13 protein-coding genes are annotated in these 12129 nt (G+C 32.4%); 10 read left to right on the plus strand and 3 right to left on the minus strand.

Annotation, left to right across the window (positions count from 1 at the left end; translation table 11 throughout):
• Positions 1-244 precede the first annotated feature (244 nt).
• The 8 genes from miaB (at position 245) to FPG59_RS09140 (ending at position 9498) form a co-directional block, all read left to right on the plus strand.
• Positions 245-1690, plus strand: coding sequence for a tRNA (N6-isopentenyl adenosine(37)-C2)-methylthiotransferase MiaB (miaB, locus tag FPG59_RS09105; protein WP_086454302.1), 1446 nt, complete (start codon positions 245-247; stop codon positions 1688-1690).
• A gap of 82 nt (positions 1691-1772) precedes the next feature.
• Entirely contained in the window at positions 1773-3029 is a 1257-nt protein-coding gene (locus tag FPG59_RS09110; protein ID WP_086454313.1) for a sigma-54-dependent Fis family transcriptional regulator, read from the plus strand.
• Between the two features lie 57 nt (positions 3030-3086).
• Positions 3087-3590: an LptE family protein gene (locus FPG59_RS09115; protein ID WP_086454303.1), complete on the plus strand. Its 504-nt coding sequence runs from the start codon at positions 3087-3089 to the stop codon at positions 3588-3590.
• A gap of 66 nt (positions 3591-3656) precedes the next feature.
• Complete coding sequence (locus tag FPG59_RS09120) at positions 3657-4502, plus strand: tetratricopeptide repeat protein (protein WP_086454304.1); 846 nt, start codon at positions 3657-3659, stop codon at positions 4500-4502.
• A gap of 3 nt (positions 4503-4505) precedes the next feature.
• Positions 4506-4844 (plus strand): preprotein translocase subunit SecG, encoded by a 339-nt coding sequence (gene secG, locus FPG59_RS09125; protein WP_086454305.1) that lies wholly within the window; start codon positions 4506-4508, stop codon positions 4842-4844.
• Positions 4845-4983: 139 nt separating this feature from the next.
• The gene (groES, locus tag FPG59_RS09130; protein ID WP_086454306.1) at positions 4984-5259 is read left to right on the plus strand and encodes a co-chaperone GroES; all 276 of its coding nucleotides are present in this window, start codon (positions 4984-4986) and stop codon (positions 5257-5259) included.
• Positions 5260-5335: 76 nt separating this feature from the next.
• Complete coding sequence (gene groL / locus FPG59_RS09135; RefSeq protein WP_086454307.1) at positions 5336-6967, plus strand: chaperonin GroEL; 1632 nt, start codon at positions 5336-5338, stop codon at positions 6965-6967.
• A gap of 173 nt (positions 6968-7140) precedes the next feature.
• On the plus strand, positions 7141-9498 hold the full coding sequence (locus tag FPG59_RS09140) for a hypothetical protein (protein ID WP_140344620.1): 2358 nt from the start codon (positions 7141-7143) through the stop codon (positions 9496-9498).
• An 84-nt stretch (positions 9499-9582) separates the two neighbouring features.
• Here FPG59_RS09140 and FPG59_RS09145 read toward each other — a convergent pair whose 3' ends face one another.
• The 3 genes from FPG59_RS09145 to xrtF form a co-directional block, all read right to left on the minus strand.
• Complete coding sequence (locus FPG59_RS09145) at positions 9583-10263, minus strand: DedA family protein (protein WP_086454309.1); 681 nt, start codon at positions 10261-10263, stop codon at positions 9583-9585.
• Between the two features lie 113 nt (positions 10264-10376).
• Positions 10377-10823 carry an exosortase F system-associated protein gene (locus FPG59_RS09150; RefSeq protein ID WP_086454310.1) on the minus strand — a complete coding sequence of 149 codons (447 nt, stop codon included), beginning with the start codon at positions 10821-10823 and terminating at the stop codon, positions 10377-10379.
• Positions 10801-11349 carry an exosortase family protein XrtF gene (xrtF, locus tag FPG59_RS09155; protein WP_086454311.1) on the minus strand — a complete coding sequence of 183 codons (549 nt, stop codon included), beginning with the start codon at positions 11347-11349 and terminating at the stop codon, positions 10801-10803. The genes FPG59_RS09150 and xrtF overlap by 23 nt, the downstream gene beginning before the upstream one ends.
• A 77-nt stretch (positions 11350-11426) precedes the next feature.
• Between xrtF and FPG59_RS09160 the strand changes: the two genes are divergently transcribed.
• Entirely contained in the window at positions 11427-11882 is a 456-nt protein-coding gene (locus FPG59_RS09160) for a GAF domain-containing protein (RefSeq protein ID WP_086454312.1), read from the plus strand.
• A 13-nt stretch (positions 11883-11895) separates the two neighbouring features.
• On the plus strand, positions 11896-12129 hold a 234-nt coding region (locus FPG59_RS16875), incomplete at its 3' end, for a hypothetical protein (RefSeq protein ID WP_217875865.1).

Here is a 12129-nt window from a genome sequence, read left to right on the forward strand (position 1 = left end):
ACTTCATACTTAAAACTCTCGAATTGCCTCGGGAGTTTTGTTTTTTATACTCTTTAAAAAGGCAAAAATTACGTTCATAATCCCAATTAAAATAAAGTTTTAAATGCTAGCTTTTTTTCTTTTTTGTAAAAAATCGGCACACGCAAACAACTACTTCTTCAAACATAAAATACTGTTAATTCTTAATCTGACAAGTTGTCACATTTATTTGTTTTAACGTATCTTTGTGCTTTGAAAAAATAGCATGGAAAAGATTATTGAAGAAAGCAAACAAGGCGAAAGTCTTGTTTTAGAGAATAAACCCCAGAATACAAAGAAACTTTTTATAGAAAGCTATGGCTGTGCGATGAATTTTTCGGATAGCGAAATTGTAGCTTCCATTTTATCTGGAAATGGGTACAATACCACACAAGTTTTAGAAGAGGCCGACTTAGTTCTAGTAAATACCTGTTCTATACGCGATAAAGCAGAGCAAACTATTAGAAAACGTTTAGAAAAATACAATGCCGTAAAACGCATTAACCCTAAAATGAAAGTTGGGGTTTTGGGCTGTATGGCAGAACGTTTGAAAAGTCAATTTCTTGAGGAAGAAAAAATTGTAGATCTTGTTGTAGGTCCTGATGCTTACAAAGATTTACCCAATTTATTACAAGAGGTTGAGGAAGGTAGAGATGCTATAAATGTTATTTTATCAAAAGACGAAACCTATGGCGATATTTCTCCGGTTCGATTGATGAGCAATGGGATTACGGCTTTGGTTTCTATAACTCGTGGTTGCGATAATATGTGTACTTTTTGTGTAGTGCCTTTTACCCGTGGACGTGAACGCAGTCGTGAACCTCAAAGTATCATGGCAGAAGTTCAAGATTTATGGGACAAAGGATTTAAAGAAATTACATTACTCGGTCAAAACGTAGATAGCTACCTTTGGTACGGTGGTGGACTGAAAAAGGATTTTGAAAATGCTAGCGAGATGCAAAAAGCCACAGCCGTTGATTTTGATCAATTACTTGAGATGGTTGCTATTGGTTTTCCTAAAATGAGAATTCGATTTTCAACTTCTAACCCACAAGACATGCATGAAAGTGTATTACATGTTATTGCTAAGCATTCTAATATTTGCAAACACATTCATTTACCGGTTCAGTCTGGAAGCAACCGAATCTTAAAGGAAATGAACCGTTTGCACACTCGTGAAGAATACATGACTTTGATTGATAAAATTAGGACTATAATCCCAAATTGCTCTATTTCTCAAGATATGATTGCCGGTTTCCCAACAGAGACTGAAGAAGATCATCAAGACACAATGAGCTTAATGGAGTACGTGAAGTATAATTTTGGGTATATGTATTCGTATTCTGAACGTCCAGGAACATTGGCCGGAAGAAAAATGGAAGATGATGTCCCAGAAGAAACTAAAGCCCGTAGATTAAAAGAAATTGTAGATTTACAACAAAAACACGCTTGGTTCCGTAGTGAAGAATTCATTGGTCAAACCGTAGAAGTTTTAGTCGAAAAAGTTTCTAAAAAATCAACAGAAGAATTCTCTGGAAGAAATTCGCAGAGTATAACGGTAGTTTTTCCAAAAGAGAATTACAACATTGGAGATTTTGTAAATGTCAAAATTACTTCTTGCACAAGCGGAACTTTAAAAGGGGAAGCGGTTGGATATTCTGAAATGAATTAGAAAAGTTAGTTTCAAGTTTCAGGTTTAAAGTTCTCATTATAACTTGAAACCTGAAACAAAAAAAACTTTAAACAAAAATCAAATGGAATCAGTACAATCAATAAAACAGCGCTTTGAGATTATTGGGAATGACCCAAAACTCAATCGTGCCATAGAAAAAGCCATACAAGTTGCCCCAACTGATATTACCGTGCTGGTAACCGGTGAAAGCGGCGTAGGAAAAGAAAACATACCTAGAATCATACACTCGCTTTCTCATAGAAAACACGGAAAATACATTGCCGTAAACTGTGGAGCAATTCCAGAGGGAACTATAGATAGTGAACTTTTTGGTCATGAAAAAGGAGCGTTTACGGGTGCTACAAGTACCAGAGAAGGCTACTTTGAAGTGGCTGATGGAGGCACCATTTTCCTTGATGAAGTGGGAGAATTACCACTTACCACACAAGTACGCTTGTTGCGTGTTCTAGAAAATGGTGAGTTTATTAAGGTGGGTTCCTCTCAGGTTCAGAAAACTGATGTTCGAATTGTGGCTGCAACCAATGTGAATCTATTTGATGCCATAGAAAAAGGAAAATTCAGAGAAGATTTATACTATAGATTGAGTACCGTTGATATCACCTTGCCTCCTTTAAGAGATAGAAAAGACGATATTCACTTATTATTTAGAAAATTCGTTGCTGATTTTGCACACAAATATAAAATGCCACCACTAAAATTAGAGGAAAGTGCTGTTCACTTGTTGCAAAAATTTCGTTGGAGTGGTAACATTCGTCAATTGCGAAACGTGGCTGAACAAATTTCAGTTTTAGAAACAAGCAGAGACATCACCTCCTCTACTTTACAATCTTACTTACCAGAACAAGGCAGCAACCTACCCTCTGTAATCAAGGATAAAAAAAGTGAAAACGATTTCAGTACCGAAAGAGAAATTTTATACAAAGTCCTTTTTGATATGAAAAGTGATTTGAATGACTTGAAAAAATTGACTCTGGAATTGATTCAGAATGGAAGTTCAAAAGTGCAAGAGACCAATCAAAGTTTGATCAAAAAAATATACGGTTCTAAGGAAAATGACAACGAAATAGACTTTGAAGAATCCCCTAGAACCAACCAAATTACAACCTTGAATAACGAAAGTTTGTACCAAGAACCTGAAGATAATTATTTATTTGCCGAAACAATCGAGGAAGAAGAAACCCTGAGACTCGAGCAGAAAGAAATAGAAATGATCAAAAAATCATTAGAAAAAAACAAAGGAAAACGAAAAGCCGCTGCTGATGAACTGGGAATATCCGAACGTACTTTATATAGAAAAATTAAACAATTTGACTTGTAATTTAATGTCACTAGACTTAACAGGTCAAACAAATCGAAATTAACTTTTACTCATTATATGAAATATTTAAAATTCGTACTTGCAATATTCTTTGCTTCTTGTTTGCAAGGATGCTCTGTGTATAACTTCACAGGAACCGGTAAAATAGACGCCGAAACGTTTCAGGTAGGTTTTTTTCAAAACAATGCTGAACTTATTGAGCCTGGAATTGACCTAACTTTTACACGTGAACTTCAAGATTTAATTCAAAATCAAACTAATTTAAATTTGGTAAAAAACAGTGCCGATTTGACATATGAAGGGGAAATAGTAGAATACCGTATTAGTCCCATGACCGCTACTGCTGATCAACGTGCTGCGCAAAACCGACTAACAGTAAGAGTAAATGTACGTTTTACAAACAAGAAGAAAGAAACAGATAATTTTGAAAAACCATTCTCCTTCTTTTTTGATTACCCAGCTGATCAACAACTTACTGGAACAACATTAAACAATGCTTTAAAAGAAATTTTTGAAAGAATTACACAAGAAATTTTTAATGAATCATTAGCAAAATGGTAAGTAACCAAATGTTTAAAAGTACAAAAATTCTATAGTTGAATAGGAATAACTGAAACAATTAATACCATGAATGTAACTGACTTTACCCACTTAATCAACAATCCGGATTCCATTCAGGTGCAACAAACACAAGATTTAGATCAGATAATAGATGAATTTCCGTATTTTCAAAGTGCAAGAGCGCTTCAATTAAAAGGACTTTATAACCAAGACAGTTACAAATATAATTACGCACTTAAACGTACAGCTGCCCACACCACAGATAGATCTATATTATTTGATTTCATAACATCCGAAACTTTTATTTCTATTCATACTAGCTTGTATGAGAAAAAAGCAAAGGAAATTCAAGAGATTCAAGTAATTGACAGTGAAATTATTGCTCCAGAAAAAAAAGTAGAACCAAGTGTAAATACTCTTGAAAAATCAATTTTAAATTCCATTACTAAATCTAGTATTATTGAACCTGCGGAACGATCCCATCAAATAGAGGAAAAACTGGCCATAGGAACTCCACTTGATTTTTCAAAACAAGAGCAACATTCGTTTCAAGAATGGCTTCAATTATCTCGTACCGAGCCTATAAAACGAGACGAAACAGCACCTGAACCAGAAACTTTAATGGATGAGGAAAAAAGAAAAAAACTAGAACTAATTGACAAGTTTATTGAGACCAGTCCAAAAATCACACCCGGAAAACATGGAGTAACAACACCTATTACCATTGATATCAATACAACTGATAATTCATCATTAATGACCGAAACGCTCGCACGAGTATATTTGGAACAAAAAAAATATCAAAAAGCAATTCAAGCTTATGAAATATTAATTTTGAAATATCCAGAAAAAAGTAGTTTCTTTGCGAACCGCATTTCGGATATTAAGATTTTACAACATAATAATAATTAAACAATGAGCACATTTTCAATTTTTTTAGTTTTAATAACTATAGTATGTTTTTTATTAATCGTAGTTATAATGGTTCAAAACCCTAAAGGTGGTGGATTATCTTCAAACATTGGAGGTTCTCAAATGTTAGGCGGAGTTCAAAAAACTACTGATTTTTTAGATAAAAGTACATGGACTTTAGCAACAATCCTTATATTACTGATCTTGTTTTCAAGTTTAAGTTTTACAGGAACGCTTAGCGATACTGATTCTAAGATAATTGAAAATACAAGTACTACTGCGCCAACTACTCCAGCTGCACCAGTACAAAACGCTCCAGCTACTCCAGCTCCAGCAAAATAAATAATATTACATATATATTAAATGCCAGCCTGTCAAAGCTGGCATTTTTTTTAGGAAAATATGTCAGTTCAAGCAAGATGGCACAATTTCTGAAAAAACATAATCACAACTTTTTAATTTTATATAAAAACATACGACCATGAATTTAAACATTAAACCACTTTCGGATAGAGTTCTAATTGAGCCTATGGCTGCTGAAACAAAAACTGCTTCTGGAATCTATATTCCTGATACTGCCAAGGAAAAACCTCAAAAAGGAACCGTTGTTGCAGTAGGAAACGGAACAAAAGAGCACACGATGACAGTGAAAATTGGAGATATCGTACTTTATGGCAAATATGCTGGTACAGAATTGAAACTAGAAGGTGTAGACTACTTAATTATGCGTGAAGACGACATTCTAGCGATAGTATAGTCTAGACAATCCCATAAAGGGAATAAAAAAAATTGAAACTTTCAACACTTAAAACAATTAAACAATTTTTGAAAAAATGGCAAAAGATATAAAATTTGATATAGAAGCACGTGACGGATTAAAACGTGGTGTTGATGCATTAGCAAATGCTGTAAAAGTAACATTAGGACCAAAAGGACGTAATGTAATCATTGGAAAGGCATTTGGTGGACCAAACGTAACCAAAGATGGTGTTACTGTAGCCAAAGAAATTGAATTGAAAGACCCATTAGAAAACATGGGAGCTCAAATGGTAAAAGAAGTCGCTTCTAAAACAAATGATTTAGCTGGAGACGGAACTACAACTGCAACTGTTTTAGCACAAGCAATCGTAAAAGAAGGCTTGAAAAACGTAGCTGCTGGAGCAAATCCAATGGACTTAAAGAGAGGAATTGATAAAGCTGTTGAAGCTATCGTTGCCGACTTAGCACAGCAAGCAAAAGTAGTAGGAAGTGATTCTGAGAAAATCAAACAAATTGCTTCTATCTCTGCTAACAATGATGAAGTAATTGGTGAGTTAATCGCTACTGCTTTCGCAAAAGTTGGAAAAGAAGGAGTGATTACGGTTGAAGAAGCTAAAGGTACTGATACGTATGTTGATGTAGTAGAAGGAATGCAATTTGACAGAGGATACCTTTCTCCTTATTTTGTAACTAATTCTGAAAAAATGGAAGTAGAATTGGAAAATCCATACATACTTTTATATGACAAAAAGGTTTCTTCACTGAAAGAATTACTACCAGTTCTTGAGCCAGTTGCTCAATCTGGAAAACCATTATTAATCATTGCTGAAGATGTAGATGGAGAAGCTTTATCAACACTAGTAGTAAATAAATTAAGAGGGGCTTTGAAAATTGCTGCTGTTAAAGCTCCTGGTTTTGGAGACAGAAGAAAAGCTATGCTAGAGGATATTGCTATTCTTACTGGCGGTACTGTTATTTCTGAAGAAAGAGGATACACTCTTGAAAACACTACAATTGAAATGTTAGGTACTTCTAAAAAAGTAACTATTGATAAAGACAATACAACGATTGTAAGTGGTGCCGGAGATGCAGACATGATTAAAAACCGTGTAAACCAAATTAAAGGTCAGATGGAAGCAACAACATCTGATTACGATAAAGAAAAATTACAAGAGCGTTTGGCTAAATTAGCGGGTGGTGTTGCTGTACTTTATGTAGGAGCTGCATCTGAAGTAGAAATGAAAGAGAAGAAAGATAGAGTTGACGATGCTTTACACGCTACTCGAGCTGCAGTAGAAGAAGGTATTGTTGCTGGTGGTGGTGTTGCATTATTAAGAGCTAAAAATGTTCTAAGCAACATTATTGCAGACAATGCTGATGAAGCAACAGGAATACAAATTGTATCCCGCGCTGTAGAAGCTCCGTTGAGAACTATTGTAGAAAATGCTGGTCTTGAAGGTTCAGTAGTAGTAGCAAAAGTTGCTGAGGGTTCAGGAGATTTTGGCTACAATGCTAAAACTGACGAATATGTAGATATGCTTGTTGCTGGGATTATTGATCCTAAAAAAGTAACTCGTGTAGCTTTAGAAAATGCTGCATCAGTAGCTGGTATGATCTTAACTACAGAATGTGCTCTAATTGACATTAAAGAAGAAAACGCTGGTGGCGGAATGCCAATGGGTGGTGGAATGCCAGGGATGATGTAATAAATCGTCCTTTAGATTTACAAATAAAAATAAAAACAGAATATCTAGATTTTCAAGAAAATGAGCTCGATTGTATTTCGAGCTCATTTTTTTTGCCTCTACAATTAAATTTGGCGTAGTTATTGGTGTTAATTTTTCTTACTAAATTAACAACTAAAACCAACCCATTTATTATGAATTTCAAAAAAAACTATTATGCATTAATAACTTTCTTTATATGCATAGCTTCTTTTAGTCAAGACAATAATAAACCCCAAATTATTGACAAGTTAAATGCATATTTTTCACTTGAACGAGAAAATATTCATCTTCATTTGAATAAAAAAACATATCTCTCAAACGAATCAATCTGGTTTAAAGGATACACCTATAATAGAAAAGAACTTTTACCATTTTACAATACCATGAATGTTTTTGTTGTACTGCACGATCAATCTGGAGCAGTAATTAGCAAACAACTCAGTTATGCTAATACTGGCACTTTTGAAGGAGCTTTTAAAGATTTAAAAAAATTGCCTTCAGGAAATTATTACGTTCAAGTTTACACCAATTGGATGAATAATTTTCTGGAAGATGAATCCAGTATTTATCCCATAAAAATCATAAATACTCAAAAACCTAGTTTCTTAGACAGTACAATTCCCAACCCCGAAACAGCTAAAATAGAAGTGTTTCCAGAGGGTGGTGTTTTATTATACGGAATCAACAATACCGTAGGAATTAAAATGGCAGACGCACATAATAATGCAATTGGTAATCAAACTGTCTACTTAAAAAACGCTTCAAATGAAATAATTTCAGAAATTGCTACAAACAATGAAGGTTTAGGAAAGTTTGTTTTAAATCCGAAAAATGAAAATTACACGCTATCAGTTGACCTGAATAATAAAACCATCACAAAAAGCTTACCTCCCATTGCCCTAAAAGGAGTAACACTAGAGGTAAACAGTTTTTCATTGGTTGACAAAGCATCGGTAAAAATAAAAACCAATCCTGAAACTATTAATGAAATAAATAAGAATAAATTATTTCTAGTGGTCCATCAAGATGATAGAGCTTTGTTATTTGATGTGAATATAGACGCAAATACGCTGGAACAAAATATTATTTTTAATACAGATGCTATATCGGATGGTATTAATGTTGTTCGAATAATCGATCAGGATTTAAATCAACTTGCTGAAAGAACTTTTATAAAACTACCAAAAAATAAAGAAAATTTAGCACTTACAAAAAAAACAAACCTAAATGGAGGACTTGAATTAGAGGGGTTATCGAATCAAAAAGATGCAAATGTTAGCATATCAATTGTTCCTGATAACGGAAAAAATACAGATTGGAATAGCTCTATAACAACTGATTTCTTGTGTAATTTTTACTTGAATTCTCCCGTAAAAAATATTGACAGCTATCTAGTTAATACTAAAAGTGCCAAGAAATATGAATTGGATCTTTTAATGCTTAGTATACCAAAATCAAAATATTCATGGAATGAAATCATTTCTAATGTTCCAAAAAATTTATATGAATTTGACATGGGTCTTACTATAAAGGGAAAAGTTATTTCGCCAATTCTCAAAGACGTAAAGGATTACAACGTTAGTTTTAGATCGTACCATCATCAAATTAATGTTCAATCTCCCATTTCTGACGATGGTGATTTTGAATTCAAAAACTTAATTTTAAGTGACTCCACTTTAGTTGATTACAATTTGCAAAGAAATACAGATAGTAATCCAATCAAACTTGCGCACACTGCTAAAGTAATTAATGGGCAAAGGGATTATAATCATGCTTTTAAAGGGATTTCCATAACAAGTAATGATCAGATTGCAAACACTCTTATAGAAGATATTCCTGTATTTAAAGAAGAATCAATACTGCTAAATAGCGTGAATGTGAAGGCAAGAGAATCTAAAGATATTTTAGTTCATGAAAAAAAACTAAGTAATGTAAATTTAAGAGGATATAAAATTACAGGTCAAGAATCTATTGATTTACTCACCTTTTTAGACACTAAAGGATTTAGAGTATATAACTCAGGTAGTAATGTTTCCATTATAAGTCCTAGTGGAGGAGATAGAATTGCTAAATCTCCTGAGATTTTTATGGATGACATGCAAATTAGAGACTTTTCGTTTTTACAAAACATTCAAATGAATGAACTTGAAGAAATTTATTTGAATCCAAGTGCACTTGTTTCCTCTGGGCGCAATCTTCAAGGTACTATAAGAATTTATAAAAAATTCAAGACAAAACCTTGGATAAACAATAATAGTATTAAAAGTGTACCCATTGTCAATGGATATAGCGATACTCCAAAATTTGAAAATGTTGAATACAGCAGTACTAATGATAATGGTTTTATAAATTACGGAGTAATCAACTGGATTCCTACATTACTTACTGACCAATTAAATACAACAAAGGCAGAAATTCCTAACTTAAATCAAAAGAAAATAAAAGTTACTCTTGAAGGATTTACCTTTGATGGGAAACTAATAAGCGAAACTCATTTTATAGATTTATAAATTTAAACATAAAAAAAGGATGTAGTTTATAGAAAACTACATCCTTTTTCATGTTAATCAATTGCTGTTCAAATCCCAATTAAATCACTCTTGAACTTTTGATTTTTTACTAAACTTATAAATCACTGGTAGAACTGTAATACCCACTAAAGCTAATACAATCAACTCTATATGCTCTTTTAGATCAATTTGATAATTCTCTAACAAAAAACCATACAAATAATGTCCTGCGAAAATTAATGTGAATGACCATATAAAAGAACTTAGGATGTTATAAAACATAAACTTGTTCTTATCCATAGATACGATTCCTGCAACTATAGGCGCAAATGTTCTAAAAATTGGTAAAAAACGAGCAAAAATAATTGCCTTGCCACCATATTTTTCGAAGAAATCTTTGGACTGAACCAAATATTTGCGTTTAAACCAAAAGCTATCTTCTTTATTGTATAAGTAATAGCCGCTTTTAGAACCAAACCAGTAGCCTACGATGTTTCCTAAAATTCCAGCTAAAGCTACCAAAGTAGATAACAAAACTACATTCAAAAAATCATTGTCAATTATAAATATATTTTCAATTAACTCTCGACTGTAGATCCCTGCCAAAAACAACAAACTATCACCTGGCAGAAAGAAACCTGCAAAAAGTCCGGTTTCAGCAAAAACAATAAATAAAACTATATAAATTCCCAACTTGATTCCGTTTATGTCAAAATGGATGTAAAAAAGCGGGTCAATTAAATTTTTCCAATCAAATTCGTTCATTCTAAAAATATTTTAAACCTAAATTTATAGTGCGTGAAAGTAAGCATAATAAGTTTCTGGAGCAATATAATACTTTATTTTAAAGTTTTATTAACGGTTACTATGCAACAAAACTACCGCAATCCTCTCTTTTGATAGTAAAAACCAGCAACAAACAGCAATAAAAAAATCGGCTGTATGATAAATCTTCTAATGTAAAACAGATGCCATTTTTGATTCTCGTACGAAATATTGGCAACAGTAAAAAAACCAATGATCAAAAGCGCAAAAAACAACAAATACAAAACCAGAGATAATTTTACCAATTCAATTTCATTAAATACAAAATAAATAATACCTAATGACAACACCGTATTTATGGCATATCGAAAAAACAACACAATAAAATAAGCATAATTTGAAACATCAGGCAGACTCAAACTAGAAAAATCCTTTTTAAAAAACTCCAATAAAGGATCATTAAACAATTGATTTTCGAATGCTCTAACAAGAATTATTAGAAAAACCAATGTTACAATGGCTAAGATTCTAAATACTTTATTTTGTTTTTTTTGACGCATACTTTGAATGTTTTTGAACCCAATAAATCCATAAAATAAAAACAACACCATAAATGTACAGCGGAAAAATTACCCCATGCAATAAAGGTTCTTGTTCAGGATAATGAAAAATCAACGAACTTAACAATGCTATTCGTATCACATTGAGTATGTAAATAAATAAACTACCCAAGACAATATATAAAAACGTAGGTTTGAATCTTCCTGAAAAAGCAATTATAAACGAGGCAAATAAAATAACGACACTCATAGCATTGCATCCCTCCACAATTTTAGCTACGTATTTTCCACAATAAATCAATTTGATATAATCTTGAGATGCATCTTTAATCACATAAGATCCCTCTGTGAAAACTTGAAGTATTTGGGCCGTATTTATACTCACAACTCTAGTAAATCCATCAACTTCATTATTTTCATAAGTTCCTAGATAATATTGATAACACAATGTAAAAATCAAATAACTTATAAAAAACAAACCTAAGAATTGTAAAAAGGGTTTGTAGCGATCTAAATATTTTTTCAAAATAATTTTTTTAACAAATTTATGTAAAATAAAGAAATCTCTTTAAATACTTTTGTACTAACTAAAATTTAAGAAAAATGACATTTCAAGATTTAAAACCAAAAGTATCCGAAATCATAGCACGTCCTGAACAAACAAGGGATGAAAAATTATTAGAAATTTGCCAATTATTAAGCAGCTCTATTTCCTACTATAATTGGGTAGGATTTTATTTTGCCAACCATGAAGCCAAAACTTTACATTTAGGTCCTTATGTAGGCGCAGAAACAGACCATACAGTTATCCCGTTTGGAAAAGGAATTTGCGGACAAGTTGCCGAGTCGAATGCAAATTTTGTGGTGCCCGATGTAAGCGCTCAAGACAATTATATTGCTTGTAGTTTTACTGTAAAATCTGAAATCGTTGTACCTCTTTTTGTAAATGGACAAAACATAGGTCAAATTGATATTGATAGCCATGTTATAGATCCCTTTACTGAAGAAGATGAGCGTTTCTTGGAATTTGTAAATCAACAAATAGCTGAGCTTTTTTAATCAACCTCTTTTTATGAGTTCAAAAAAACTATTTATCTATTTATTCCTTCTTGTTTTATCGAATACTATTTATTCACAAGATATTAAGAAAAAATTATTTTATACAGATGCTTTCTTTGTCACCTCAAATGAAAATAACTTTGAGTATATCAAAGAAATTGAAGACTATGAAACCAATAAAAAAAACTACACTGTAAAAATTTATTATAAGTCAGGCAAAATTTATTTAACAGGAAACACTTTAGAC

It is taken from the genome of Flavobacterium sp. FPG59 (assembly GCF_002150205.1).
Taxonomy (GTDB): Bacteria; Bacteroidota; Bacteroidia; order Flavobacteriales; family Flavobacteriaceae; genus Flavobacterium.

Coding starts and splice junctions, on each gene's coding strand:
- miaB (WP_086454302.1), top strand. CDS start 245: ATGGAAAAGATTATTGAAGAAAGCAAACAAGGCGAAAGTCTTGTTTTA.
- FPG59_RS09110 (WP_086454313.1), top strand. CDS start 1,773: ATGGAATCAGTACAATCAATAAAACAGCGCTTTGAGATTATTGGGAAT.
- FPG59_RS09115 (WP_086454303.1), top strand. CDS start 3,087: ATGAAATATTTAAAATTCGTACTTGCAATATTCTTTGCTTCTTGTTTG.
- FPG59_RS09120 (WP_086454304.1), top strand. CDS start 3,657: ATGAATGTAACTGACTTTACCCACTTAATCAACAATCCGGATTCCATT.
- secG (WP_086454305.1), top strand. CDS start 4,506: ATGAGCACATTTTCAATTTTTTTAGTTTTAATAACTATAGTATGTTTT.
- groES (WP_086454306.1), top strand. CDS start 4,984: ATGAATTTAAACATTAAACCACTTTCGGATAGAGTTCTAATTGAGCCT.
- groL (WP_086454307.1), top strand. CDS start 5,336: ATGGCAAAAGATATAAAATTTGATATAGAAGCACGTGACGGATTAAAA.
- FPG59_RS09140 (WP_140344620.1), top strand. CDS start 7,141: ATGAATTTCAAAAAAAACTATTATGCATTAATAACTTTCTTTATATGC.
- FPG59_RS09145 (WP_086454309.1), bottom strand. CDS start 10,263: ATGAACGAATTTGATTGGAAAAATTTAATTGACCCGCTTTTTTACATC.
- FPG59_RS09150 (WP_086454310.1), bottom strand. CDS start 10,823: ATGCGTCAAAAAAAACAAAATAAAGTATTTAGAATCTTAGCCATTGTA.
- FPG59_RS09160 (WP_086454312.1), top strand. CDS start 11,427: ATGACATTTCAAGATTTAAAACCAAAAGTATCCGAAATCATAGCACGT.